The 25,168-nt window shown below is 69.2% G+C and carries 22 protein-coding genes; 16 read left to right on the top strand and 6 right to left on the bottom strand.

The genetic code is table 11. From position 1 onward, the window contains the following. Positions 1–152: 152 nt before the first annotated feature. From ACV7NO_RS01355 to ACV7NO_RS01315, 9 genes are all read left to right on the top strand, one after another. Positions 153–1,028 (top strand): helix-turn-helix domain-containing protein, encoded by an 876-nt coding sequence (locus ACV7NO_RS01355; RefSeq protein WP_463404245.1) that lies wholly within the window; start codon positions 153–155, stop codon positions 1,026–1,028. A gap of 109 nt (positions 1,029–1,137) precedes the next feature. Beyond that, on the top strand, positions 1,138–1,623 hold the full coding sequence (locus tag ACV7NO_RS01350) for an RrF2 family transcriptional regulator (protein WP_463404244.1): 486 nt from the start codon (positions 1,138–1,140) through the stop codon (positions 1,621–1,623). A gap of 2 nt (positions 1,624–1,625) precedes the next feature. After that, positions 1,626–3,098 (top strand): Fe-S cluster assembly protein SufB, encoded by a 1,473-nt coding sequence (gene sufB, locus ACV7NO_RS01345; protein ID WP_463404243.1) that lies wholly within the window; start codon positions 1,626–1,628, stop codon positions 3,096–3,098. Between the two features lie 300 nt (positions 3,099–3,398). Beyond that, a complete protein-coding gene (gene sufC / locus ACV7NO_RS01340) occupies positions 3,399–4,241 on the top strand; it encodes a Fe-S cluster assembly ATPase SufC (RefSeq protein WP_463404242.1) in 843 nt (280 codons plus the stop codon). Between the two features lie 145 nt (positions 4,242–4,386). Next, complete coding sequence (locus tag ACV7NO_RS01335) at positions 4,387–5,442, top strand: SufB/SufD family protein (RefSeq protein ID WP_463404241.1); 1,056 nt, start codon at positions 4,387–4,389, stop codon at positions 5,440–5,442. A 113-nt stretch (positions 5,443–5,555) separates the two neighbouring features. Next, positions 5,556–6,782: a cysteine desulfurase gene (locus tag ACV7NO_RS01330; RefSeq protein WP_463404240.1), complete on the top strand. Its 1,227-nt coding sequence runs from the start codon at positions 5,556–5,558 to the stop codon at positions 6,780–6,782. Further along, positions 6,779–7,261 carry an SUF system Fe-S cluster assembly protein gene (locus ACV7NO_RS01325; RefSeq protein ID WP_463404239.1) on the top strand — a complete coding sequence of 161 codons (483 nt, stop codon included), beginning with the start codon at positions 6,779–6,781 and terminating at the stop codon, positions 7,259–7,261. The genes ACV7NO_RS01330 and ACV7NO_RS01325 overlap by 4 nt, the downstream gene beginning before the upstream one ends. 53 nt (positions 7,262–7,314) lie before the next feature. Further along, complete coding sequence (locus ACV7NO_RS01320) at positions 7,315–7,668, top strand: HesB/IscA family protein (RefSeq protein WP_463404238.1); 354 nt, start codon at positions 7,315–7,317, stop codon at positions 7,666–7,668. A gap of 206 nt (positions 7,669–7,874) precedes the next feature. After that, positions 7,875–9,281, top strand: a complete 1,407-nt coding sequence (locus ACV7NO_RS01315; RefSeq protein ID WP_463404237.1) for an amino acid permease — start codon at positions 7,875–7,877, stop codon at positions 9,279–9,281. On the opposite strand, the gene ACV7NO_RS01310 is transcribed toward ACV7NO_RS01315, so the two are convergent. Beyond that, positions 9,282–10,181, bottom strand: a complete 900-nt coding sequence (locus ACV7NO_RS01310) for a LysR substrate-binding domain-containing protein (RefSeq protein WP_463404236.1) — start codon at positions 10,179–10,181, stop codon at positions 9,282–9,284. A gap of 359 nt (positions 10,182–10,540) precedes the next feature. On the opposite strand from ACV7NO_RS01310, the gene ACV7NO_RS01305 reads away from it, so the two are divergent. Then, entirely contained in the window at positions 10,541–12,835 is a 2,295-nt protein-coding gene (locus ACV7NO_RS01305) for a CDC48 family AAA ATPase (RefSeq protein WP_463407247.1), read from the top strand. 95 nt (positions 12,836–12,930) lie between these two features. Here ACV7NO_RS01305 and ACV7NO_RS01300 read toward each other — a convergent pair whose 3' ends face one another. The 3 genes from ACV7NO_RS01300 to ACV7NO_RS01290 are packed head-to-tail and all read right to left on the bottom strand — an operon-like array spanning position 12,931 to position 15,084. Next, a complete protein-coding gene (locus tag ACV7NO_RS01300) occupies positions 12,931–13,479 on the bottom strand; it encodes a pseudouridine synthase (protein ID WP_463404235.1) in 549 nt (182 codons plus the stop codon). A gap of 7 nt (positions 13,480–13,486) precedes the next feature. Further along, positions 13,487–14,815 carry an MFS transporter gene (locus ACV7NO_RS01295; protein ID WP_463404234.1) on the bottom strand — a complete coding sequence of 443 codons (1,329 nt, stop codon included), beginning with the start codon at positions 14,813–14,815 and terminating at the stop codon, positions 13,487–13,489. After that, a complete protein-coding gene (locus ACV7NO_RS01290; RefSeq protein WP_463404233.1) occupies positions 14,812–15,084 on the bottom strand; it encodes an antibiotic biosynthesis monooxygenase family protein in 273 nt (90 codons plus the stop codon). Before ACV7NO_RS01290 ends, ACV7NO_RS01295 begins: the two co-directional genes overlap by 4 nt. 207 nt (positions 15,085–15,291) lie before the next feature. Between ACV7NO_RS01290 and ACV7NO_RS01285 the strand changes: the two genes are divergently transcribed. Beyond that, on the top strand, positions 15,292–15,912 hold the full coding sequence (locus tag ACV7NO_RS01285; RefSeq protein WP_463404232.1) for a class I SAM-dependent methyltransferase: 621 nt from the start codon (positions 15,292–15,294) through the stop codon (positions 15,910–15,912). A 193-nt stretch (positions 15,913–16,105) separates the two neighbouring features. Here ACV7NO_RS01285 and ACV7NO_RS01280 read toward each other — a convergent pair whose 3' ends face one another. Then, a complete protein-coding gene (locus ACV7NO_RS01280; protein WP_463404231.1) occupies positions 16,106–17,275 on the bottom strand; it encodes a phospholipase D-like domain-containing protein in 1,170 nt (389 codons plus the stop codon). Positions 17,276–17,393: 118 nt separating this feature from the next. Between ACV7NO_RS01280 and rpoZ the strand changes: the two genes are divergently transcribed. From rpoZ to ACV7NO_RS01265, 3 genes are all read left to right on the top strand, one after another. Beyond that, positions 17,394–17,738 carry a DNA-directed RNA polymerase subunit omega gene (gene rpoZ, locus ACV7NO_RS01275; RefSeq protein WP_463404230.1) on the top strand — a complete coding sequence of 115 codons (345 nt, stop codon included), beginning with the start codon at positions 17,394–17,396 and terminating at the stop codon, positions 17,736–17,738. 113 nt (positions 17,739–17,851) lie between these two features. Further along, positions 17,852–19,018 (top strand): Na+/H+ antiporter NhaA, encoded by a 1,167-nt coding sequence (gene nhaA / locus ACV7NO_RS01270; RefSeq protein ID WP_463404229.1) that lies wholly within the window; start codon positions 17,852–17,854, stop codon positions 19,016–19,018. Beyond that, positions 19,015–20,019, top strand: a complete 1,005-nt coding sequence (locus tag ACV7NO_RS01265) for a histone deacetylase family protein (protein WP_463404228.1) — start codon at positions 19,015–19,017, stop codon at positions 20,017–20,019. The genes nhaA and ACV7NO_RS01265 overlap by 4 nt, the downstream gene beginning before the upstream one ends. A gap of 117 nt (positions 20,020–20,136) precedes the next feature. Here the strand turns inward: ACV7NO_RS01265 and lgt are convergent, their stop codons facing one another. Then, positions 20,137–21,039, bottom strand: a complete 903-nt coding sequence (lgt, locus tag ACV7NO_RS01260) for a prolipoprotein diacylglyceryl transferase (RefSeq protein ID WP_463404227.1) — start codon at positions 21,037–21,039, stop codon at positions 20,137–20,139. 65 nt (positions 21,040–21,104) lie between these two features. Here lgt and ACV7NO_RS01255 point away from each other — a divergent pair, with 65 nt between their 5' ends. Next, complete coding sequence (locus ACV7NO_RS01255; protein WP_463404226.1) at positions 21,105–22,778, top strand: class I adenylate-forming enzyme family protein; 1,674 nt, start codon at positions 21,105–21,107, stop codon at positions 22,776–22,778. A gap of 73 nt (positions 22,779–22,851) precedes the next feature. Further along, complete coding sequence (locus ACV7NO_RS01250; protein ID WP_463404225.1) at positions 22,852–25,077, top strand: xanthine dehydrogenase family protein molybdopterin-binding subunit; 2,226 nt, start codon at positions 22,852–22,854, stop codon at positions 25,075–25,077. The last annotated feature ends 91 nt before the right edge of the window (positions 25,078–25,168 follow it).

Genomic DNA, 25,168 nt, shown 5'->3' with positions numbered 1-25,168 from the left:
CGGCGCGGAACATGGTTATTTCGACCTGCGACCCGAAGGCCGTCCTAACCGACGGTCTTACCTGCGGTCCGGTCGAGCGATCGACCGGACCGCTTTTCTTTTCGCCTGTATGGCGTAGCGGTCGGGGCGGACATCGGATCGGGACTCGGGTCGTGAACGGGACTGCACTCGATTATCGCGTGCCGGCGGCGGATCTTCGGCCGTACGTCACGCTGTTCTATCATTTCCGGTGCGATGCGCCGCGGTTCGACGATGTCGAGCGCGCCGATTACGCACAGCTCCGCTTCCGCCTGACCGAAGGCGACGGGACGTATGTTTTCCGCGACGGACACGAGCATGCGGCGTCGGCGTGTCACCTGCTGGGTGCGACGACGGGCGTGAAGCGCGCGATCTCGCACGCGCCGGTCGAGATCGTCGGGGTCGGATTCTATCCGCCCGGGCTGGTCGCGCTGATCGCGGGGCGGGGCATGACGGCGCAGGCGCTGACCGATCGCGGGGCCGATGCGGGCACACTGTTCGGCGCGGCGGCGGTGGAGGCGCGCCGGGCGATGATCGCGGCGGACGGCACCGATGCGAAGATCGCGGTCGCGGAGGCGTTCGTCCGCGCGATGCTGATGCGGACGGAGACTGGCGCCGACACCGCAGCGGTCGATTTCGCGCGGCGGATCGAGGCATGGCTGCTCCACGCGGCCAATCCCGACGTGGGCGCGCTCGCCGCGGGGATGGGCATTTCGCGGCGTCAGGTCGAACGGCGCTGCAACGCGTTGTACGGGGTGCCGCCGCGTGCGCTGGCGCGCAAGTATCGCGCGCTGCGCGCCGCGGTCGCGCTCGCCAGCGGCACCGCGACGCTCGACGACCTGCTCCGGGACGGATTCTACGACCAGTCGCACCTGATCCGCGAACTGCGGCACTTCACCGGGATGACGCCGCGCCAGATCCGCGACGGGACGACCGCGCTCGCGCGGCTGACGATCGAGCGACGGCGTGCGCTGGGCGGACAGATCGACGCGCTGCTGCGCGATAGTTGATCGCGGCGGACGGCCACCGGGTTGATTTCGCACGCCGACGGGGCCATTTGCCAATCGGATCGAATCGGTCCGATTTGAGAGTGGTTCGCAACACGATGATGACCCAGCGATGAAACTGTCGAGCTTCGCCGATTACGCGGTCGTCCTGATGTCCGCCGCCGCGCGGCATTGCGGGAGCCGGGGCGGCGGGGCCGGACGGCTCAACGCGACGCTGCTGGCCGAGGAGACGGGCGTGCCGCTGCCCACCGCGCAGAAGCTGGTCAGCCGGCTGAGCGCGGCCGGGCTGATCGAGAGCACGCGCGGCACCGGCGGTGGCTTCCGCCTGTCGCGCCCGCCGTCCGCGATCACGCTGGCGGACATCGTCGAGGCGGTCGAGGGGCCGATCGCGTTGACCGCGTGCGTCGAGAGCGGTGCGCACGATTGCGGGCTCGAAGGCAATTGCCGCGTCAAGCCGCACTGGGCCGTCGTCAACGACGCGGTCCGCGGTGCGTTGGCGGGGGTGACGCTCGCGTCGCTGTCATCTCCGCCGTTCGAAACGAACGGATCTGGTGCCGCGGGTGCGCCAATCTTCGAAACCAGTGAGATCAGGGCATAATCATGGCCACCAAGAACGCCGAAGCCTATGCCGCGGTCGCCAAGACCTACGAATGGGGCTTCTCCTCCGATATCGAGCAGGACTTTGCGCCCAAGGGGTTGAGCGAGGATACCGTGCGCTTCATCTCCGCCAAGAAGGGCGAGCCCGAATGGATGCTCGACTGGCGGCTGAAGGCGTATCGGCTATGGTTGACGCTGGAGGCGCCCGACTGGGCCAAGCTGAACATCCCGCCGATCGATTATCAGGACGCGTATTATTACGCGGAGCCCAAGGCGAAGCCCAAGCTGGGCTCGCTCGACGAGGTCGATCCCGAGATCCTGCGCGTGTACGAGAAGCTGGGCATCCCGATCGCGGAGCAGAAGCTGCTCGCGGGGGTGGAGGGTGCGGAGCCGCCGCGGCGCGTCGCGGTCGACGCGGTGTTCGACAGCGTGTCGGTCGCGACGACGTTCCGCAAGGAGCTGGAGGCGGCGGGCGTCATCTTCCGGTCGATCTCGGAAGCGATCAAGGAATATCCCGATCTGGTCCGCAAGTGGCTGGGCAAGGTGGTGCCGCAGCGCGACAATTATTTCGCGACGCTCAACGCCGCGGTCTTCTCCGACGGGACGTTCGTCTACATCCCCGAGGGCGTGCGCTGCCCGATGGAGCTGTCGACCTATTTCCGGATCAACGCGGAGAATACGGGGCAGTTCGAGCGGACGCTGATCGTCGCCGACAAGGGATCGTACGTTTCGTATCTCGAAGGCTGCACCGCGCCGATGCGCGACGAGAACCAGCTGCACGCTGCGGTCGTCGAGCTGGTCGCGATGGACGATGCGGAGATCAAATATTCGACCGTCCAGAACTGGTATCCCGGCGACGAGAACGGCCTGGGCGGCATCTACAATTTCGTGACCAAGCGCGCCTTGTGTCAGGGCAGGAACAGCAAGGTGTCGTGGACGCAGGTCGAGACGGGCAGCGCGATCACGTGGAAATATCCGTCGTGCGTGCTGGCGGGCGAGAACTCGGTCGGCGAGTTCTATTCGGTCGCGGTGACGAACAATCGTCAGCAGGCGGATACCGGCACCAAGATGATCCATCTGGGCAAGGGGTCGCGCTCGACGATCGTGTCGAAGGGGATCTCGGCGGGGCGCTCGGACAATACCTATCGCGGGCTGGTGCGCGTGGCGGCGTCGGCGGAAGGGGTGCGCAACTTCACCCAGTGCGATTCGCTGCTGCTCGGCGACCAGTGCGGCGCGCATACCGTGCCGTATATCGAGGTGCGCAACCCCTCGGCGCAGATCGAGCATGAGGCGACGACCTCGAAGATCTCCGAGGACCAGATGTTTTACGCGATGTCGCGCGGGCTGGATTCGGAGGCGGCGGTCGCGCTGATCGTCAACGGCTTCGCGCGCGAGGTGTTGCAGCAGTTGCCGATGGAGTTTGCGGTCGAGGCACAGAAGCTGCTGGGGATTTCGCTTGAGGGGTCGGTGGGGTGAGTAGGGACGAGATAGGTAATCTGCTATCAGCGGACGAAGCCGGACCCGTGGCATCGCCAGAGATTAGCCGGCCGAAACCTACAGTGGTCCCGCCTGAACGTCCGACTGGATCATTAGCCGTAACGCTTGGCTGGATAGCGATGGGTGTCTCTGTTTCAACGATGGCCTTGGGTGCGTTAGGAACATTTGACATCGGCTGGAATGGTCTAATGTTTTCTAGTGGATTGTTTTCGTTTGGGTTCTTTGTGTGGATGGCGGGTTATATCGTCAGCGCACTTTATTTTCTGCCAGGTAAAGATGATGCTTAGAATCGAAAACCTCCACGCCGAGATCGACGGCAAGGAAATCCTCAAGGGTCTCTCACTCAGCGTGAATGCGGGCGAGGTGCATGCGATCATGGGGCCGAACGGCGCGGGGAAGTCGACGCTCGGTTATGTGCTGGGCGGGCGGCCGGGCTATGAGGTGACCGCGGGGAGCGTGATGTTCCAGCCCTCCCGTCACCCCGGCGAAGGCCGGGGTCCAGATCTGGCCGTGGGGCTGGATCCCGGCCTTCGCCGGGATGACGAGGAAGACGGCTGGATCGACCTGCTGGCGCTCGCCCCCAACGAGCGGGCGGCGGCGGGGGTGTTCCTGGGCTTCCAGTATCCGGTCGAGATTCCCGGCGTGTCGAACGTCCAGTTCCTGCGCGAGGCGCTCAACGCGCAGCGGGCGTCGCGCGGCGAGAAGCCGCTGTCGGGCGCGGAGTTCCTCAAGCTGGCGCGCGGCGAGGCGGCCAAGCTGGAGATGGATGCGGAGATGCTCAAGCGGCCGGTCAATGTCGGTTTCTCGGGCGGCGAGAAGAAGCGCAACGAGATGGTCCAGATGGGCGTCGTGAACCCGACGTTCGCGATCCTCGACGAGACCGATTCGGGGCTCGACATCGATGCGCTGCGGATCGTCGGCGACGGGATCAACCGGATCATGCGCGCACCCGACAAGGCGGTGCTGCTCATCACGCATTACCAGCGGCTGCTCGATTACGTGAAGCCGGACTTCGTGCATGTGCTGGACGGCGGCGTCATCACGCGGACCGGTGGCGCGGAGCTGGCGCACGAGCTGGAGCGGCAGGGTTACGCGACGCCAGAGCTGAGGGGGGCGGCATGAGCGCCTTCGCGTTCCTCCCCGGCACGGGGAGGGGGACCAGCTTTGCCGGTGGAGGGGGATCGCGACAGGCGGTGTCCTTCGCGGCGGCGCCTCTCCACCATCCTGCGGATGGTCCCCCTCCCCAGCAGGCTGGGGAGGAATGAGGATGGCGACGCTTTCGCTTCCGACCGTGCGCGAGGAACTGTGGCGCTGGTCCGACATGCCCGCGCTCGATGCGGCGCGGGCGGCTGGCCCGGTCGAGGTCGCACGCCCCGCGTCGATCCTGCCGGACGAACAGCAGCTGCTGTTCGTCGATGGCCGGCTCGAGGGTGACGCCGCCGCGCTCACCCCGGTCACGCTCGAAAGCGACCACCCGCTCGCGCGGCACGCCGCCGGGCAGGGGCACGAACTGCGCCTCGCGGCCGGCTCGATCACGACGCTGGAGATCACGCGCCTCAACAACGGGGTCGACAGCCATACGCCGCTCGCGATCGTCCTCGGCGAGGATGCGGTGCTGACGCTGGTGGAAACCTATGCGGGCACCGGCTGGTCGAACGCGCTCACGCGGTTCGATCTGGCGCAGGGTGCGCGGGTGATGCGATCGGTGCGGGTGACGCAGGCCACCGGCTTCGTCTCGACGCGCGACGAGGTCGTGATCGCTGAAACCGCCAGCTTCGTGTCGGTGGCGCTGGGCGCGTGCGATGCGGGGACGCGGTTCGATGCGGCGCTGACGCTGAATGGTGACGGGGCCTATGCGGAACTGGGCGGCGCGCTGCTGACGCGCGGTGAGCAGAAGCAGGAGTGCGCGGTGCGCGTCCGCCACGCGGCACCCAACGGCCAGTCGCACCAGTTGTGGCGCGCGGTCGCAGCGGACCGGTCGACCGCGAGCCTGGCCGCCGCGGTCGAGGTGGCGCGCGACGCGCAGAAGACCGATGGCGAGCAGTCGCTGCGTGGCCTGCTGCTGGCGCGGACCGCGACGGTGAACCTGAAGCCCGAGCTGGAGATCTTCGCGGACGACGTGAAATGCGCGCACGGCGCGACGGTGGGCGAACTCGATGCGCGCGCGCTGTTCTACATGGCGAGCCGGGGGATTCCGGAGGCGCGCGCGAAGGCTCTGCTGACGCGCGCGTTCGTCGCGGACGCGCTCGACCGGATCGCGGATGAAGCCGTGCGCGAGGCGTTCGCGGCGGATGCGGATGCGTGGCTGGAGACGGCGCTGTGAGTGATCTCGACACGATCCTCCCCGGCACGGGGAGGGGGACCGCTCGCGCAGCGAGTGGTGGAGGGGGAGAGCCCCTGGCGGTAGCATCCGTGGAGGCCCCCCTTCACCAGCCTGTGGCTGGTCCCCCTCCCCGTGCCGGGGAGGATCTGGCGCCGCTGGATACGCTGGCGGACTTCCCCGCGATCCCGGCCGGCTGGGCGTATCTCGATACCGCCGCCACGTCGCAGAAGCCGCAGGCGGTGATCGATGCGATCGCTCGGGGCTATGGCGAAACCTATGCGACGGTGCATCGCGGGGTGTACCAGCGGTCCGCCGACATGACGCTCGCCTATGAGGCGGCGCGGCGTACCGTGGCCGCGTTCATCGGCGGGGCGGAGGATGAAGTGGTCTTCGTCCGCGGCGCGACGGAGGGCATCAACCTCGTCGCGCAGTGCTGGGCGGGGACGCAGCTGAAGGCAGGGGACCGCATCCTGCTGTCCGCGCTGGAGCATCATTCGAACATCGTGCCGTGGCAGATGGCGGCGCAGGCGCATGGCGTTGCGATCGACGTCGTGCCGCTGACCGCGGATCACCGCATCGATCTCGACGCGATGGCGGCGATGCTGACGCCCGCGCACAAGCTGGTCGCGCTGGCGCACGTCTCGAACGTGCTCGGCTCGGTGCTCGATGCGAATCGCGCCACCGCGCTGGCGCACGGCGTTGGCGCGAAGATCCTGATCGACGGGTGCCAGGCGGTGGCGCGGCTGCGCGTCGATGTGCGCGAGATCGGGTGCGATTTCTACGTCTTCTCCGGGCACAAGCTGTACGGCCCGACCGGAATCGGCGTGCTGTGGGCGAAGCGCGACCTGCTGGCGGCGATGCCCCCTTGGCAGGGCGGCGGATCGATGATCGACCGGGTGACCTTCGCGAAGACCACCTATGCGCCGCCGCCGACGCGGTTCGAGGCGGGGACGCCGCATATCGTCGGCGCGCTGGGGCTGGCGGCGGCGATCGACTATGTCGAGGCGATCGGGCTCGACCGCATCCACGCGCACGAGACCGCGCTGGTGCGGCAGGCGCGCGTGGCGCTGTCGCGGATCAACGCGGTGACGCTGTTCGGACCGGAGGACTCGGCCGGCATCGTCAGCTTCGCGATCGCGGGGGTGCATCCGCACGACATCGGCACCATATTGGACGAGGCGGGTGTCGCGATCCGCGCGGGACATCACTGCGCGCAGCCGCTGATGGAGACGCTGGGCGTCGAGGCGACAGCGCGGGCGAGCTTCGGGGTGTATAACGGGTCGCAGGATGTCGACGCGCTGGTCGCGGGGCTGGAACGGGTAGCGAGGATCTTCGGGTGAGCGACAGGTTCGAGATCGAGGAAGTCGAGGGCGTGGCGCCGCCGGCGCGTGCGCGGGTGGAGGATGCGGTGGAGACGCCGCCCGAAACCGCAGCCGAGACGTTCGGTCGCAAGCGCGACTATCTGGAAGGGTTCCTCGCGCAGAAGCCCGCGGGCGACGTGCCGGGCGAGCCGGGGGGGGCGCTGTACGAAGCGGTCGTCGAGGCGCTCAAGGAAATCTACGATCCCGAGATTCCGGTGAACATCTACGACCTGGGGCTGATCTACGGCGTCGAGGTGACCGACGAGGGGCAGGCGATCGTCACGATGACGCTGACGACGCCGAACTGCCCTGTCGCGGAGAGCATGCCCGCCGAGGTGGAGATGCGCGTCGCCGCCGTGCCGGGGATCGCGTTCGCCGACGTCAACCTCGTCTGGGATCCGCCCTGGGATCCGCAGAAGATGTCCGACGAGGCGAAGCTGGAACTGGGGATGCTGTAGGTTTCGATCAAAGTGGTACTTTGATCGAATTGAGAGCGAACGGAATTTTTTTAATGGCCACGACCCTTCGCGAGCGCCCGGCGGCGCTGAACCTGACACCGTCGGCGCATGCGCGGATCGCCGCGCTGATGGAGCGCGCGCCCGAGGGGGCGATCGGGGTGAAGCTGTCGACGCCCAAGCGCGGCTGCTCCGGCCTCGCCTATTCGGTCGACTATGTGACCGAGGCCAAGCCGTTCGACGAGGTGATCGCGACGCCGGGCGGGACGCTGTACGTCGACGGCGGATCGATCCTGTACCTGATCGGATCGACGATGGACTGGGTGGAGGATGACTTCACCGCCGGATTCGTCTTCGCCAATCCCAACGCCAAGGGCGCGTGCGGGTGCGGGGAGAGCTTTACGGTTTGAACTGCCTTTGATCGTCACCCCGGCGGGGTCCGGGCTTCGCTAGGCGGGACGTGCGTCGCTGGCGATGCTTGCGACTTTCTCGTGGAGGGCTGGACCCCGGCCTTCGCCGGGGTGACGGACAGGGGGATATCGCCGTCTCCCGGCTTGAACCTGCTCCCGGTCTGCCGCAACAGGTTGGCAGAGCACCGATAAGAGGGGACGGGGACATGGCAGGCGGGCTTTTCCGGACGAAGCCGATCGCGGTCGAGCCGGTGGCAGGGGCGCACCAACTCGCGCGGACGCTGTCATGGCCGCATCTGGTCGCGATGGGGGTCGGCGGGATCGTCGGGACCGGGATCCTGACGCTGATCGGGGTCGGCGCGGGGCTGGCGGGGCCGGCGGTAATCCTGTCGTTCGCGATCGCGGGTGCGATCTGTGCGTGCGCCGCGCTCGCCTATGCCGAGATGGCGACGATGATCCCCGCCTCGGGCAGCGCCTATACCTACAGCTATGTCGTGCTGGGCGAGACGATCGCATGGGTGATCGGGTGGAGCCTGATCCTCGAATATTCGCTGGTCGTGTCGACGGTCGCGGTCGGCTGGTCGGGCTATGCCGCGCCGCTGCTGGAGCGCGTGATCGGGTTTCCCGAGGCGCTGACGAAGGGGCCCGAACTGGGCGGGGTGCTCAACGTGCCCGCGGTGTTCATCATCGCGGTGGTCGCGGGCATGCTGTCGTTCGGGACGCGCGAGAGCGCGACCGTCAACGCGGTGCTGGTGGGCGTGAAGATGATCGCGCTGACGGTGTTCGTCATCATCGCGCTGCCGCATTTTTCGGGCGCCAACCTCGAGCCGTTCATGCCGTACGGTTTCCCCAAGGCGCTGGCGCCGGACGGGGCGGAGCGCGGGGTGATGGCGGCGGCGGCGATCATCTTCTTCGCCTTCTACGGGTTCGACGCGATCTCGACCGCGGCGGAGGAGACGAAGAACCCGGGGCGCGATCTCGCGATCGGGATCGTTGGATCGATGGTGGCGTGCATCGCGATCTACGTGCTGGTCGCGGTCGCGGCGGTGGGGGCGCTGAGCTACACGCGGTTCGCAGGGTCCGCGGAGCCGCTGGCGCTGATCCTGCGCGAGATCGGATCCCCGGGATTCGCGACGTTCCTCGGCGCCTCCGCGGTGATCGCGCTGCCGACGGTGCTGCTGGCGTTCCTGTTCGGGCAGAGCCGGATCTTCTTCACGATGGCGCGTGACGGGCTGCTGCCCGCGGGCCTTGCGAAGGTGTCGAAGCGCGGCGCGCCGGTGCGGATCACCTGGATCACCGCCGCGATCGTCGCGGTGATCGCAGGGCTGTTGCCGCTCGCGGAGATCGCGGCGTTGGCGAATGCGGGGACGCTTGCGGCGTTCGTCGCGGTGTGCGTGTGCATGATGGTGATGCGCCGGCGCGCGCCCGATTTTGCGCGGACATTCCGTACGCCGCTGGCGCCGGTGGTGGGGACGCTGGGGGTGCTGGGGTGCCTGTACCTGTTCTTCAGCCTGCCGCATCGCACGCAGTTGTATTTCCTCGCGTGGAACGTCGTGGGGCTGGTGGTGTACTTCGCCTATGCGCGCGGGCGGGCGGTGGTCGGGCGCGACTAGTCAGGCGCGCGCGGTATCCTCCGCGCCGAGCATCGCGACCAGCCAGTCGCGGAACATCCGCACCGGCTTTTGCAGCAGCGCGCGCGGGCGGCAGACGAACCAGTAGCTGTACGGGCTCTCGACGACGATATCGAACAGCTGGACGAGCCGGGGATCGTTGGCGTCGAGATAATGGCTCTCGTGCATGAACGCGACGCCGAGGCCCTGCGCGGCGGCCTCGAGCATCAACGGACCCGAATCGAAATGGTCGATCGCGGCTGGCTCGACATGCTCGACGCCCGCGGCCTGCCGCCACGCGACGAAGGTGTCGGGCATGTCGCGATGGAGCAGCGCGGTGAGCCGCGACAGCTGTTCGGGATCGCGCACCGGATCGTCGCGCTCGATCAGCGAGCGCGCACCGATGACGTAGACGCTGTTGCGATCGAGCCGGTAGGCATAGAGCGCGGGATCGATCTCGCGCGCCAGCACGATCGCGGCGTCGAGCCCTTCTCCCAGCCGGGCGATGCCGTGGCCCGCGGTGTCGATATCGAGGTGGAGCTCGGGATGCGCCGCACGCAACTCGCCCATCCGCGGGAACAGCCGTTGCGACGCGAACAGCGGGAGGACCCCCAGGCGCAGCCGCAGCACCTCGGTGCCGCTCGTCATCGTTTCGATCGCGTCGCTGAGCGTGTCGAGCATCGGCGCGATCATCGCGAGCAACCGCTCTCCGTCCGCGTTGAGCACCATGGCCTGGTGGCGCCGATCGAACAGCGGCTTCGAGAGGAAGCGCTCGAGCGTCTGGACGCGGCGGCTGAGCGCGGGCGGGGACAGCGCAAGCTCCTGCGCGGCCGCCTTTGCCGAGCCGAGCCTGGCGACGGCGACGAACGCCTCGATCGCGGTAAGTGGCGGCAGGCGGCGCATGGCCTCGTCAGACCTCCTCGATCCCGGGATTCGGATGCCGGGCGTCCGGTGTCCCGCCCGTTCTTGTGCGGTGCATCATGCACGACGAATCGCGCGTGTGGCAAGCCGCGACTGGGATAGCGCTACCTCGAGATGCAAAAAGTGCAATCTTGGTGATTTCTTTCGCACTTGCACAAGATTCGGGCGCGACGCACATAGAGCAGGCCTTTCAGGCATCCTCTCCTAAAAACTTTCATGGGCTGGCCTTTCGAGGCCGGCCCTTTTTTCTTGCGTCGCGAATCGGACAGGGGCGCTGGCATCCCGGAACCGCGATCCTACGTTACGCACTGCGAGGTTTCGAAGCGGTGAAAAGGATCGGCATGGCGGACGAGGAACGCGCGACGCGCAAGCTCCAGGTGGCCAATGCGCGCCCCGAAGACAGCGGACGCGGGGTGGCGCACCTGCCGCGCTCGGTGATGGCGGCGCTGGAACTGGGCGAGGGCGACGTCGTCGAGATCGTCGGCAAGAAATCCACCCCCGCACGCGTCGTCGGACCGTATCCCGAGGACGAGCGGCTCGACATCATCCGCATCGACGGGCTCCAGCGCGCGAATGCGGGCGTCGGCTCGGGCGATTTCGTCGAGGTACGGCGCGTCGAATCGAACGCGGCGACGCGCGTGGTGTTCGCACCGGCGCAGGACAATCTGCGGCTGCAGGGATCGACCAACGCGCTGAAGCGGACCTTCTTCGGGCGGCCCTTGTGCACCGGCGACGTCGTCGCGACCGCGGGGCACCAGCGCATCGGGCAGATGGACCCGAGCGTCCAGCGGATGCTCAATGCGCCCGCCTATGCGCTGCAGGAGATCCGGCTGGTCGTCGTCTCGGCGAGCCCCAAGGGCATCGTCCATATCGACGAGAACACCGAGATCGAGTTGCGCCCCGAATATGAGGAGCCGTCCTCGTCGCGGCGCGCCGACGTGACCTATGACGATATCGGCGGGATGGCCGCGACGATCGACCAGCTGCGCGAGATGGTCGAGCTGCCGCTGCGTTATCCCGAGCTGTTCCAGCGGCTGGGCGTCGATCCGCCCAAGGGGGTGCTGCTCCACGGCCCGCCCGGCACCGGCAAGACGCGATTGGCGCGCGCGGTGGCGAACGAGAGCGACGCGCAGTTCTTCCTCATCAACGGGCCCGAGATCATGGGCTCCGCCTATGGCGAATCCGAGCAGCGGCTGCGTCAGGTGTTCGAGGAGGCGGCCAAGAGCGCGCCGTCGATCGTCTTCATCGACGAGATCGATTCGATCGCGCCCAAGCGGGGGCAGGTGCATGGCGAGGCGGAGAAGCGCCTCGTCGCGCAGCTGCTGACGTTGATGGACGGGCTGGAGGCGCGCGCGAACCTCGTCGTGATCGCGGCGACCAACCGCCCGGAGGCGATCGACGAGGCGCTGCGCCGGCCCGGCAGGTTCGATCGTGAGATCGTCGTCGGCGTGCCCGACGAGCGCGGGCGGCGCGAGATCCTGGGCATCCACACGCGGGGCATGCCGCTGGGCGAGAAGGTCGACCTCGATGAACTGACGCGCGCGACCTATGGCTTCGTCGGTGCGGACCTGGCGGCGCTGACGCGCGAGGCGGCGATCGAGGCGGTGCGGCGGATCATGCCGAAGCTCAACCTCGAGGACCGGACGATCCCGGCCGAGGTGCTCGACACGCTGGCGGTGACGCGCGAGGATTTCCTCGAGGCGTTGAAGCGCGTCCAGCCGAGCGCGATGCGCGAGGTGATGGTGCAGGCGCCGCGCGTCCGCTGGGACGATGTCGGCGGGCTCGACGATGCGCAGATGCGGCTGAAGGAGGGCGTCGAGCTGCCGCTGAAGGACCCCGATGCGTTCAAGCGGCTGGGCATCCGGCCGGCCAAGGGCTTCCTGCTCTATGGTCCGCCGGGCACGGGCAAGACGCTGCTGGCCAAGGCGGTGGCGCGCGAGGCCGAGGCGAACTTCATCGCGACCAAGTCGAGCGATCTGCTGAGCAAATGGTATGGCGAGAGCGAGCAGCAGATCGCCAAGCTGTTCGCGCGCGCACGGCAGGTGGCCCCGTGCGTGATCTTCATCGACGAACTCGATTCGCTCGTCCCCGCGCGGGGCGGTGGGCAGGGCGAGCCGCAGGTGACCGAGCGCGTCGTCAACACGATCCTGGCGGAGATGGACGGGCTGGAGGAGTTGCAGTCGGTCGTCGTGATCGGCGCGACCAACCGGCCCAATCTGGTCGATCCCGCGCTGTTGCGGCCGGGGCGGTTCGACGAACTGATCTATGTCGGCTTGCCCGACGCGAAGGGGCGACGACGGATCCTGGGGATCCAGACCGCGAAGATGCCGTTGGCAGACGACGTCGATCTCGATGCGGTCGCGGCGAAGGCGGAGCGGTTTACGGGCGCGGATCTGGAGGACGTGGTGCGGCGCGCGGGGCTGATCGCGCTGCGGGCGTCGATCGATGCACGCACCGTGACGATGGCAAATTTCGAGGCGGCACTGGCCGAATCGCGCGCCTCGGTGACCCCGGAGGCGGAGCGCGACTACAAGCAAATGGCGTCGAAGCTGAAGCAGGATGCCGCGGCGATGCAGCCGATCGGGTTCATCTCGCCGGGGCAGCTGACGCCGCGCGGGCCGAAGGGGACGGAGTGAGGTTGCACGTCACCCCAGCCGAAGTTCGGGTCTTTTTCCGGAGGCGCGCGCTTCGGGGTGAGCGATCCCAGCCTTCGCCGGGATGACGTGGTATGTCAGACCACATCGTCCCGCCACGCGCCCGGCGCCAGTCCTTCGAGCGTCCAGTCGCCCACCCGCCAGCGGACCAGCCGGAGCGTGGGGCAGCCGATTGCCGCGGTCATCCGGCGGACCTGGCGGTTGCGACCTTCGCGGATAGTCAGCCGCAGCCAGCGATCGGGGACGGTCTTGCGGAAGCGGACGGGGGGATCGCGCGGCCACAGGTCGGGCGGGTCGATTGCGTCGACCTCTGCGGGGCGGGTGGGGCCGTCGTTCAGCGTGACGCCGCGGCGTAGCGCGTCGAGCGCGGCAGCGTCAGGGTCTCCCTCGACCTGGACCAGATAGGTCTTGGCCATCTTGAACCGCGGGTCCGCGATCCGCGCCTGCAACCGGCCGTCGTCGGTCAGCAGCAGCAGTCCCTCGCTGTCGCGGTCGAGCCGGCCGGCGGGGTAGACGCCGGGCACCGCGATATGGTCCGACAGCGTCGCGCGCGCGGTGTCGGCGCCGCGATCGGTGAATTGGGGCAGCACGCCGTACGGCTTGTTGAACAGGATCAGCCGGGGCATCGCCGCCTCAGACGACCGGATCGTCGAACGCGGCGATCTCGCGATCGGTCGGTGCGCGCAGCGTGCGCCAGCAATAGGCGAACAGCAGCACGCACGCGGCGCCCGCGAGCAGATAGGGCAGCGGGTGGTGGAGTTCGTACAGCCCGACGCCGATCGACGGGCCGAGCACGAACGACGCGCCGTTGATGCTCGTCACCTTGCCCGCGACCGAGCCCTGCGCGGGCGCGCCGACCGCGAGGCTGGCGCCCGCGGTGAAGCCCGGCCGGGTGAAGCCGAAGCCCAGACTGGCCAGCGCGAACGCGGTCGCGATCGCGTACAGCGAGGCCGCCATGCCGGTCAGCGCGCAGCCCGCCGCGGACAGCACCAGCCCGACGAGCATCAGCTGGCGCGGCTTCAGATTGAGTGTCGGGATGATCCCCCACTGCGCGAGCAGCGCGGCGCCCGCGCCCATCATCAGGACGAGCCCGGTCGGCTGGAGCGCCTGCGCGGGCTCGACCGCGAGCCGGTCGATCACGAGGAAGCCGATCGCCTGGCTCGTCATCGCCTGCGCATGGCCGGCGACCAGACCCGCGATCATCCAGGCGCGGATGCGGCAGTCGAAATAGGCGACGTGCTCGACATGACTCTCGGTCGCGGCGGTGACGCTGGCGCCGGTCGGCGCGCCGCCGATCGACGGGTAGGACGAACTCGCGCTGTGCGTACCGGGTTCGACCGCCTGCGCGCGGTCGTCCGGGAGCAGGCGGCGGACGGTGAGGAACACCGCGACGCCGAACAGCGCGAACAGGAAGGCGGGGCCGGACAGCCCGATCTCGATCCCGCCCACGGAGCCCAGGATCAGGTATGGTGCGATCGCCGGGCCGAGGATGGTGCCGAGCCCGAATGCGGAGGCGAGCAGCGTCAGCGCGCGCGTACGCTCCTCGCGCGTCGTCTCGCCGGCCACCAGCGCCTGCACCGCAGGGGGCGCGGCGGCACCGAGACTGCCGTAGATCAGCCGCCCGACGATGAAGAGGAGGAATGCCGCCGTCCCGCCGATCCAGCCATTGATCCCGGCCGCGAGGAAGACGCCGCACAACGTGAGCGAAACGCTGAACCCGCCGAGCCCGAGCAGGATCATCGCGCGTCGCCCGTGGCGATCGAGCCGGTTCGCCCAGAACGGCGCGGCGATCACCCACAGCAGCGCGGACACCGAGAAGGCGCCGGCGACCGCGCTGTCGAGGACGCCCAGCGACCGACCGAGCGCGGGCAGGATCGATTGCAGCGCGGTGTTCCCGGCCGCGATCGTCAGCATCACGACGAACATCAGCGCGAAGTTGCGATCGACGTTCGGCCGCTTCATGCGCGCCGCCACGCATAGCTGCGGTCGATCGTCGCGACCGCGACGTCGTAGCGGGCGTACCAGTCGCGGCGACCGCGCTCGCGCGTTTCCGCATGCTCGGGATGCTCGCGCCACGCCACCGCGCTCGCTTCGTCCGCCCAGTAGCTGACGGTGATGCCGACGCCGCCCGCGCCGCGTGCGCTGTCCACGCCGCGATAGCCCGGCTGCGCGGCGGCGAGCGCATCCATCGCGTCCGCAGCCTGCGCATACGCCGCTTCGTCCCCGGGCATTCGCTCCGACACGAAGACGATAGCGATCTGTCCCGTACGATCCTCGCCCATGCGAACCGGATACGCGATTGCGACGGGCGTGCAACCGGGGCGCTTGAATAACGTTCGGCAATCGTGCGACGGAGGAACTTTCCATCCTTCTTTTCGTCGCAGCCTTCCGTCAAACCCGCCGACAGCGCCCCGACAACAGGACCAGTCAGGATCTCGATGCCCAGCTCGACCACCGCCGCGCGGCGCGCGCGTACCCGCCCCGCCGGCGTGCCTTCCCCGTGGGGCATGTTCTTTCGCGGCTTCCTGAAGCACCCGGTGATGGTCGGATCGATCATCCCCTCGTCGGACAAGCTGATCGACAAGATGCTGGGGCCAGTCGACTGGGCGACGTGCAAGCTGTTCGTCGAATACGGCCCGGGCGTCGGCACCTTCTGCCGTCCTATCCTCGACCGGATGGCGCCCGACGCGAAGCTGATCGCGATCGACACCAACGCCGATTTCATCCGCTATCTGCGCCACACGCTGCCCGATCCGCGGTTCGCGGCGGTGCACGGATCGGCGGCCGATGTGGGCCAGATCGTGCGCGACCACGGCTATGAGTCGGCGGATTACGTGCTGTCGGGGCTGCCCTTCTCGACGCTGCCCCCCGGCGTCGGTCCCGCGATCGCGGCGGCGACGCGCGAGGTGCTGACGCCGGGCGGCGCGTTCCTGGTCTATCAGTTCAGCCCCAAGGTCCGCGACTTCATCGCGCCGCATTTCGACCGGATCGATCACGGGATGGAATGGTGGAACGTGCCCCCGGCGCAGCTGTATTGGGGGTGGAAGCCCGAGGCGTAGGCGCGGCTACGCCCGAGCCGATGCGCCGAAGGCGCGACGCCCGGGCCGGCCGGCGGTCGGCGAAGCGACGACCGTCCGACGACGACGGCTTTGCCACCGTCCTAACTTGTATGCTGCTAAGCCAATCTCCGCCACCACCGCGCATGAAGAAGCGGGACCCCGGATCAAGTCCGGGGTGACGGGGTAGCGAACCCTACTCGTCGATCCCGAAATTGAGCCCGCGCGATACGGTCGGATCGACCACGGCGATCAGCAGATAGGCGAAGAACTGCTTGATGCGCTGCACCGCGCCGGTCTTCGCGCGATAGAGGTCGAGCGTCACTTCGAGCGACGTCGCCATCTCGCCCTCGACATAGCCGTGGACGTGCGTCGCGAAGGCGGGGTCCTCGATGCGCAGCATCAGTTCGAGGTTGATGAACAGGCTGCGCATGTCGAAATTCGCGCTGCCGACATGGACCGCGTCGTCGATGACGTAGAGCTTGGTGTGCAGCTTGGTCGGGAGATATTCGAAGACGCGCACCCCCTTCTTCAGCAACCCGCGATAGGTGAAGCGTGCGGCGGCGATCGTCGCGTTGTTGTCGGACTTGGAGGCGGTGACGATCCGCACGGTGCCCCCGCGGCGGCCGGCCTTGTCGAGGCGGCGAAGCATCGTCGGGCTGGGGGTGAAATAGCCTGCGATCACGTCGATCCGGGTGCCGCGGCGCATGTCGTGGCGGATCGTGCGCGCCCAGGGGGAGAGGCGCCGGGTGGGGCCGCCGATCTGCCAGCGCAGCGCGCCGCTCCCCTCGCTCCATCCGGTCAGCGCGTGGTTGAGCCGGCGGATCCTGCCGCCGGGCTCGGCGATCCAGTCGCGCAGCGCATCGAAATAGCCCGCCATCCGCGCGGCAGCGGGGCCTTCGATCAGCAGTCCCAGGTCGCGCCAGGCCGACTCGGCGGGGGTGCCGAAATAATCGTCCTCGACATTGAATCCGCCGATGATGATCGCGGGCGCGTCTTCCGCATCCGCGAGCGCGAGCTTCTGGTGGTTGCGCAACAGGTAGCGTCGCCCGAACCGCGCGGAGAAGCGGCAGACCGCCACGCCCGCCGCCTCCAGCGCGGCGAAGAAGTCGTCCGGCGCGTCGTCGCTGCCGAACCCGTCGACGATCAGGCTGACCGATACGCCCCGCCGGGCGGCACGTTCGAGCGCGGCGTTGACCGCGCGGCCGGACCGGTCGTCGGCGTAGATATAGTAGAGGATGCGCAGCGAGCGGTGTGCGCCGTCGATCAGCGCGATCAGCGCATCGAACCGGCGCGGGCCGGTATCGAGCAGCGTCAGCCGGTTGCCATCGACGGTGAAGGTCGGTTGAGGCGGCGGGGTCGTCATCGCGAGCGGTGATGGACGCGGCGGCGGCGGCGGGCAAGCGCGCTTTCCTTGACTTGGCGGCCTCGTGGCTCTAGAGGGCAGCGCTTCATTCAGCGGTATTTTGCGAAGGAAAGCGTCCATGGCGCGCGTCACCGTCGAGGATTGCGTCGACAAGATTCCCAACCGGTTCGATCTGGTGCTGCTTGCAGCGACCCGCGCGCGTCAGGTGTCGGGCGGAGCCGAACTGACGATCGATCGCGATCGCGACAAGAACCCGGTCGTCGCGCTGCGCGAGATCGCGGAGCAGACCGTGAAGCCCAAGGACCTGCACGAATCAGCGGTCCAGGCGCTCCAGCGCGTCCAGATCGACGACGAGGACGAGGCGGATGCCGTCGGCAGCCTGGCCGCATCGGCGGAGGCGCTGCGCCTCACCGCCGCTGCACCGCCGCGCAACCAGAATCTGGGCGCCGACTACGACGGGTGATCGTCGGGCCGAGGCTTCTCGGTCAGGCGGTATCTCGCGAAAAGACGAGGCGTTCGCGGGGTCGCGGACGCCTTTTTCTTTGTCCTAGCGGCTCGGCTTTCTAAGGTGTCGCGATGACGCCCTTGGAACCCGATCGCCTTCGTGATCTTTTGCGCGCGCCCGCTGCGGGGGGCGTGGTGCTGATCGCCGCCGCCGCGTTGGCGATGCTCGCGGCGAACCTGCCTGCGACCGCGGCGCTTTATGCCGGCTGGCTGCATTGGGAGACCGGGCCGGTGCTCGCGCCGGCGCTGGGGCCGATGACGGTGCACCTGTGGATCAACGACGGCGCGATGGCGCTGTTCTTCCTGCTCGTTGGGCTGGAGATCAAGCGCGAGATGATCGGCGGCGCGCTCGCGGATGCGGCGCAGCGGCGGCTGCCGTTCGTCGCGGCGGCGGCGGGGATGGCGGTGCCGGCGCTGGTGTATCTGGCGGTGATCGGCGATGCGGCCAGCTTGCAGGCGGGGTGGGCGATCCCGGCTGCGACCGACATCGCGTTCGCGATCGGGGTGCTTGCGCTGCTGGGCCGGCGCGTGCCCGCGGCTTTGCTGCTGCTGCTGACGACGGTGGCGATCGTCGACGACATGGGCGCGGTGGCGATCATCGCGGTGGCCTATACCGATGCGGTGCAGGTGGGGGCGCTGGCGGGCGCCGGGCTGGCGACCTTGGTGCTCTATACGATGAACCGGCGCGGGGTACGCGTTTTGTGGCCGTATTTGCTGGTGGCGGCGGTACTTTGGCTGTTCGTGCTGCAGTCGGGCGTCCACGCGACGATCGCGGGCGTGATCGCGGCGGCGGCGATCCCGATGGCGCCGCAGGGCGGGGCGACGTCGCCGCTCCACCGGCTGGAACATGCGCTCCAGCCTTGGGTCGTGTTCGTGGTGGTGCCACTGTTCGCGTTCGCCAATGCGGGCGTTGCGCTGGGCGGCGTAGCCGTCGCGCCGGTGGTGCTGGCGATCGCGGCGGGGTTGTTCGTCGGCAAGCAGGCGGGGATCTTCGGCGGCATCTGGCTGGCCGACCGGCTGGGCCTCGCGCGCAAGCCGGCGGGGGTGACGTGGGCGCAGCTGTACGGGATGGCGCTGGTCGCGGGGATCGGGTTCACGATGAGCCTGTTCATCGGTGGGCTCGCCTTTCCCGGCGACGCGGCGCTGGTCGAGCAGGTGAAGCTGGGGGTGCTGATCGGATCGGTGCTGTCGGCGATCGCGGGCGTCGCGGTGCTGGTGCTGGCGGGGCGGCGGGCGTGAAGCGGTTTCATGCGCCGGCGCAGGCGTCGCACGCACCGCGCCACGAACTCCACAATGGCGGATTCGCGGACTATGCGGAGACGCCAGCGCGCATCGGCGCGATCCTGGCGGCGATCGGGGGCGCGGCGCTGCCCGAGGATCGCGGCGAGGCGCCGATCCTGGCGGTGCACGATGCGGCCTATGTGCAATTCCTGAAGGATGCGCCGGGATTGTGGCGCGCGGCGGGGCGCGAGGGCGATGCGATCCCCTATGCGTTTCCGATCGTCGGGCGGCGGCCGCTGGCGCTGTCGCGCGTCGATGCGTTGCTGGGGGCGCATGCGTTCGACGCGACGACGCCGATCACCGCGCAGGCATGGACCGCGAGCTACTGGAGCGCGCAGTCCGCGCTGGCGGCGACGCAGGCGGTGCTGGCGGGCGACCGCGCGGCGTTCGCACTGTGCCGGCCGCCGGGGCATCATGCGGGGCGCGACTATTGCGGGGGCTATTGCCACCTGAACGCCGCCGCGATCGCGGCGCAGGCGGCGCGCGACGCGGGGTGCGCGCGGGTCGCGATCCTCGACATCGACTATCACCACGGCAACGGGACGCAGGACATCTTCTGGACGCGCGGTGACGTGTTCTACGCGTCGGTCCATGCCGATCCGGCGACCGACTATCCCTTCTACTGGGGGCATGCGGACGAGCGCGGGGAGGGTGCGGGCGAGGGCATGACGCTGAACCTGCCGCTGCCGCACGGCACGACGATCGGTGCCTTCCGCGCGGCGCAGGCGACCGCGCTGGGGCGAATCGCGGCGTTCGCGCCCGACCTGCTCGTCGTCAGCTTCGGCGCGGATACGTGGGAGGGGGATCCGATCGCGCACTTCGCGCTGACGACCGCGGACTATGCGGTGCTGGCGCGGGATATCGCGGCATCTGGCTGGCCGACGGTGATCGTGATGGAGGGGGGCTATGCGGTCGACGCGCTGGGGGCGAACGTGGCGGGGTTCCTGAGCGGGTTCTGAGGATACCCGAGCCGTTTGCACCAAGTATTTCGAAGCACCGTCTTTTTTGCGGCCGTGGCCAGGAAGGACGGTGCTTCGACAAGCTCAGCACGAACGGGTCAGGTGTATCGCACCTCTTCAGGCGACGCTTTCGGTGCCCGCGATCGGCTCGACGCGCTGGCGGCGTTTCGCGGCGGTGGCGACGAGGAAGACGCCGCCCGCGATCATCGGGACGCACAGCCACTGGCCCATGTGGAGCCCGGTCGCCTCGGCGAACTGGCGTAGCTGCGCATCGGGCTCGCGAAAGAATTCGACGGTGAAGCGCGCGAGGCCGTAGCCGATCAGGAACAGCCCGACGAGCTTGCCCGGCGCATAGCGCGCCTTCGTCCGCCAGAATGCGAACCACAGCAGCGCGAACAGCGCGATGCCCTCCAGTCCAGCCTCGTAGAGCTGGCTCGGGTGGCGTGCGGGCTCGATCATGCCGTAGGCGACGGTGCGTTCGAACACGATGCCCCAGGCCACGTCGGTCGGCTTGCCCCAGAGTTCGCCGTTCACGAAATTCGCCAGCCGGCCGAAGAACAGGCCGAACGGCACGACGCAGGCGACGTAATCGTGGATCCGCAGCCAGTCGAGCTTGTGGCGGCGCGCGAACAGGATGATGCCGATCGAGGTGCCGATCACCCCGCCGTGGAAGCTCATGCCGCCGTCCCACAGCCGCAGGATCGACAGCGGATGCGTCAGCATGCCCGGCGCGTAGAACAGGACATAGCCGATCCGCCCGCCCAGGATGATCCCGAGCGTGGCGTAGAACACCAGATCGTCGGCATGCCGCCGCGCCATCGGGGCGCCGGGCTGCGCGAGCAGCTTGAGCAGATACCACCAGCCGACGACGATCCCCGCGATGTACGCCAGGCTGTACCAGCGCAACGTGAAGAACCCGAGCGAGAAGACGTCGGGGTGCAGCCCGAGATCGGCGAAGCGGATATGGCCGCCCGCGGCCGGAACGGCGGCAGCGGCGGTGGCGAGAGTGGGCAGGATCAAGGCTTTCCCCCTGGGTTTCGCGTCTGCATAGTGGGGCAAACGAACAAGACCAAGTGGAGAGAGCGATGCGGACCGAACTCGACCAGCGGATGGACGCGGTGATGGGCGTGCTGACGGGCGAGGCCGGGCAGGCTGCGCTCGGCACGATCGAGCGGTTCGGGCAGACGCTGCCGGTGATCGCGACCGCGCCGCCGACGCTGCCCCTGTATTTCGCGCATTTCTGTCGCGAGCATGCGGCGGCGGAGTTCCTGGTCGCAGGCGACGAGCGGCTGACCTTCGCGCAGGTCTATGCCGAGGCGCAGCGCGTCGCGACCGCGCTCGTCTCCGGCTACGGCGTCGGCAAGGGCGACCGGGTGGGGATCGCGATGCGCAACTCGCCGTCGTGGATCGCGCTATATATGGGCATCCTGATGGCGGGCGGGGTCGCGACGCTGCTCAACGGCTGGTGGCAGGCGGAGGAGCTGGCGGCGGCGATCGGCGATGTGGAGTGTGCGCTGGTCTTCGCCGACGCGCCGCGCGCGAAGCGGCTGGCGGGCATCGACGTGACGGTGGTGGCGATCGACGATCTCGCACGGTTGCCCGAGGCACTCGCGCCGGTGATCGGGAAGGGCAGCGCGACCGAACTGCCGCCGGTGGGCACGGACGATCATGCGACGATCCTGTTCACCTCGGGCTCCACCGGCCAGTCCAAGGGGGCGCTCTCGACCCACCGGCAGGTGACGCAGGGCGTGTTCAACTATCTGGCGCAGGCGATGATGATGCTGGGGCTGGCGCAGCAGGACGGCACCGCGCCCGAGGGGCAGCCGGTGACGCTGCTCAACGTGCCGCTGTTCCATGTGACCGCGGAGGTGCCGGTGATGCTCCAGAGCTTCGCGATGGCGCGGCGGCTGGTGATGATGCCCAAATGGGATGCCGAGGAGGCGATGCGGCTGATCCAGCAGGAGAAGGTGACCTATTTCGTCGGCGTGCCGCTGATGAGCTTCGAGATGCTGACGCACCCGAACCGCGCGCACTACGACCTGTCGACCGTCGCCGACATCGCGGCCGGCGGCGCGCCGCGCCCGGTCGACCATGTCCGCCGGATCGACGCGGAGATGGAGGGCGCGCCGCTGATCGGGTACGGGCTGACCGAAACCAACGGGGTCGGCACCGGCAACTGGCGATCGAATTACATCGCCAAGCCCAATTCGGCGGGACGCCCGTCCGCGCCGCTGGTCGACCTCGCGATCCTCGACGATGCGGGTCGCCCGGTGGCGCAGGGTGCGCGCGGCGAGGTGTGCATCCGGTCGGTGTGCAACTTCGAGGAATATTGGGGCAATCCGCAGGCGACCGCGGCGGCCTATACCGCGGACGGCTATTTCCGGACCGGCGACATCGGCTATCTCGACGCCGAGGGTTACCTGTTCATCGTCGATCGCAAGAAGGACATCATCATCCGCGGCGGCGAGAATATCAGCTGCCAGGAAGTCGAGGCGGCGCTGTACGAACATCCCGCGGTCGCGGAGGCGGCGGTGTTCGGGCTGGCGGACGAGCGGTTCGGCGAGGTGCCGGGCGCGGTGGTGCATCTGGGCGAGGCGGGCGCGGTCCAGGTGGAGGACCTGATCGCGTTCCTCCACCAGCATATCGCGGCGTTCAAGGTGCCCCAGCGGATCTGGCTGTCCGCAGAGCCGCTGCCGCGGCTGGGGACCGAGAAGATCGACAAGGTGTCGCTGCGCGCGGCGTATCGCGAGTTGGCCTGACCGCCCCTCCGGCGTGCGGGAGGGGCGAAGAAGGCGTCTCCCCTCCCTCGGTCAGGCGCGCTAGAGGCGTTCCATGACAACCCGGCGCAATTTCCTCATCGGCGGCGGTGCCGGCATCGGGCTGGTCGTCGCATGGGCGGCGTGGCCGCGGCGCTATGCGGCGGAACTCGCCGCGGCGCCGGGCGAGATCGGCTATGGCGCGTACCTCAGGATCGGGACCGACGGGCATATCGTCGTTGCGGTGCCGCAGACCGAGCATGGGCAGGGCGTCTATACCACGCTGCCGCAGATCGTCGCGGACGAACTGGGCGCCGACTGGCGGACGGTGGGCGTCGAGGCGGCGCCGGTCAGCCCGCTCTATGCGAACCCGGACGGGGCCGAGTTCCTGTTCGCGGGGGTGTTCGATGCGCTGCCCGCTGGCGCGCGCAAGGTGCGGGCGGAGCGCACCGCGCTGATGCTGACCGCGGGATCGACTTCGGTCCGGCGGTTCGAGGATCCGATGCGCGCGGCGGGGGCGGCGGCGCGGGTGCTGCTGGTCGCGGCGGCGGCACGGCGCTGGGGCGTCGACGCCGCGAAGTGCGATACCGCGGACGGATTCGTCGTGTCGGGCGATCGCAAGCTGCGTTTCGGCGAGCTGGCGGAAGAGGCGGCGAGCGGATCGCTGCCCGCCGAGCTGCCGCTGCGGATCGGCGAGGAGGGGCGGCTGGTCGGCCGGTCGCTGCCGCGGCTCGACGTGCCTGCCAAGGTGGACGGCACCGCGAACTTCACCGCCGACGTGCGGCTGCCCGACATGGTGTTCGCGAGCGTGCGCGCGGGGCCGGTCGGCGATACGCGGCTGATGCGGACCGACAAGGCGGCGGCGGACCGGGTGCGCGGGGTGGTCGCGGTGGTGGAGACCGATCGCTGGGTCGCGGCGGTCGCGAATACGTGGTGGGCGGCGAACCGCGCGCTCGACGCGCTGGCGCCGCGGTTCGAGACGCGCGGGGACCGCGTGTCGACCGGGACGATCGACGCGGCGCTGGCGGCGGCGTTCGATGCGCCGGGCGAGCGGATGGCGGCGGCGGGCGATCTGGCGAGCGTGTTCACCGGCGCGCGGATCGTGACCGCGGAGTACCGCGTCGCGCTGGGCGTCCATGCCGCGATCGAGCCGATGGCGGCGACCGCGCAGCGGCGGGGCGACCGGCTGGAACTGTGGTTGCCGACGCTGGCGCCGGGGCTGGCGCGTGACGCGGCGGCGGCGGCGATCGGGATCGCGCCCGAACTGGTGACGGTGCACCCGATGCTCAGCGGAGGATCGTTCGGCGCCGGACTGGAAACCGGGGCGGCGGCGCAGGCGGCGATCCTGGCGGACCGGCTCAAGCGCCCGGTGCAGCTGATGTGGTCTCGCAGCGAGGACCTGATGCACGACCGTTATCGCCCCGCTGCGATGGCGCGGATGTCCGCGCGGCTGGCGGCGAACGGCGCGATCCTGGGGTGGCAGGCGAAGATCGCCGCGCCCGCGACGGGGCGCGAGCTGGCGGCGCGGCTGCTGGCGCACGACAGCGGCGCGGCGGTCGCGCTGGCGTTGGACGGGATGGTGGCGCACCGGGGGGACCGCTATGTGATGGCGGGCGCGGTGCCGGCGTACCGGATTCCCGCCTATGCGATCGACCACCACCCCGCCGAGATCGGCGTGCCGACGGGGCATCTGCGCGGCGGCGCGGACGGGTACACCGCGTTCTTCACCGAATGCTTCCTCGACGAACTCGCACACGCGGCGGGGACCGAGGCGATGTCGTACCGGATCGGGATGCTGGGAGGCGACGCGCGGCTGGCGCGGTGCCTGTCGACCGCGGCGGCGCTGGGCGGGTGGGACGGTGGTGTCGCGGGAAGCGGGCAGGGGATCGCGTGCCACGCGATGCGCGGCAGCTATATCGCGGTGCTGGCGGAGGCGCATATCGACGAGGCGCAGCGGGTGCGCGTCGACCGGATCGTCGCCGCGGTCGATTGCGGGCGCGCGATCAACCCCGACGTGGTGAAACAGCAGATCGAGGGCGGGCTGATCTTCGGCATGGCGCAGGCGCTGGGGGCGTCGACCGGGTTCGCGGACAACCTGGCGGACGCACGGCGATTGTCGCACCTGTCGCTGCCGCGGCTGGCGGATACGCCCGATATCACCGTCGAGCTGGTGCCGAGCGCGGCCGATCCGGGCGGGGTGGGCGAGCTGGGCGTGCCCGCGGTGGCGCCGGCGATCGCGAACGCGGTGCGTGCGGCGACCGGCGTCAGGCTGCGCGGGTTGCCGCTGCGGATGGGGAACTGACGCGCCGTGCGTTCGTCCTCTATCGCGGCGAAGGCCGGGGCCCGGTATCGAGCGGCCCGATACTCGATCCCGGCCTTCGCCCGGGTACGGC

Source organism: Sphingomonas sp. Ell38C01, from assembly GCF_055231975.1.
Note: the sequence above shows the minus strand (reverse complement) of the source record. Positions and strands in the feature narration are given on the sequence as shown.

What these genes read in the sequence shown, in the direction of transcription:
- ACV7NO_RS01350 (WP_463404244.1), top strand. Translation starts at nt 1,138, where the DNA reads ATGAAACTGTCGAGCTTCGCCGATTACGCGGTCGTCCTGATGTCCGCC.
- ACV7NO_RS01280 (WP_463404231.1), bottom strand. Translation starts at nt 17,275, where the DNA reads ATGACGACCCCGCCGCCTCAACCGACCTTCACCGTCGATGGCAACCGG.
- ACV7NO_RS01300 (WP_463404235.1), bottom strand. Translation starts at nt 13,479, where the DNA reads ATGCCCCGGCTGATCCTGTTCAACAAGCCGTACGGCGTGCTGCCCCAA.
- ACV7NO_RS01250 (WP_463404225.1), top strand. Translation starts at nt 22,852, where the DNA reads ATGACAACCCGGCGCAATTTCCTCATCGGCGGCGGTGCCGGCATCGGG.
- ACV7NO_RS01335 (WP_463404241.1), top strand. Translation starts at nt 4,387, where the DNA reads ATGGCGACGCTTTCGCTTCCGACCGTGCGCGAGGAACTGTGGCGCTGG.
- rpoZ (WP_463404230.1), top strand. Translation starts at nt 17,394, where the DNA reads ATGGCGCGCGTCACCGTCGAGGATTGCGTCGACAAGATTCCCAACCGG.
- ACV7NO_RS01290 (WP_463404233.1), bottom strand. Translation starts at nt 15,084, where the DNA reads ATGCCCGGGGACGAAGCGGCGTATGCGCAGGCTGCGGACGCGATGGAT.
- ACV7NO_RS01255 (WP_463404226.1), top strand. Translation starts at nt 21,105, where the DNA reads ATGCGGACCGAACTCGACCAGCGGATGGACGCGGTGATGGGCGTGCTG.
- nhaA (WP_463404229.1), top strand. Translation starts at nt 17,852, where the DNA reads ATGACGCCCTTGGAACCCGATCGCCTTCGTGATCTTTTGCGCGCGCCC.
- ACV7NO_RS01295 (WP_463404234.1), bottom strand. Translation starts at nt 14,815, where the DNA reads ATGAAGCGGCCGAACGTCGATCGCAACTTCGCGCTGATGTTCGTCGTG.
- ACV7NO_RS01305 (WP_463407247.1), top strand. Translation starts at nt 10,541, where the DNA reads ATGGCGGACGAGGAACGCGCGACGCGCAAGCTCCAGGTGGCCAATGCG.
- ACV7NO_RS01285 (WP_463404232.1), top strand. Translation starts at nt 15,292, where the DNA reads ATGCCCAGCTCGACCACCGCCGCGCGGCGCGCGCGTACCCGCCCCGCC.
- ACV7NO_RS01320 (WP_463404238.1), top strand. Translation starts at nt 7,315, where the DNA reads ATGGCCACGACCCTTCGCGAGCGCCCGGCGGCGCTGAACCTGACACCG.
- sufB (WP_463404243.1), top strand. Translation starts at nt 1,626, where the DNA reads ATGGCCACCAAGAACGCCGAAGCCTATGCCGCGGTCGCCAAGACCTAC.
- sufC (WP_463404242.1), top strand. Translation starts at nt 3,399, where the DNA reads ATGCTTAGAATCGAAAACCTCCACGCCGAGATCGACGGCAAGGAAATC.
- ACV7NO_RS01310 (WP_463404236.1), bottom strand. Translation starts at nt 10,181, where the DNA reads ATGCGCCGCCTGCCGCCACTTACCGCGATCGAGGCGTTCGTCGCCGTC.
- ACV7NO_RS01315 (WP_463404237.1), top strand. Translation starts at nt 7,875, where the DNA reads ATGGCAGGCGGGCTTTTCCGGACGAAGCCGATCGCGGTCGAGCCGGTG.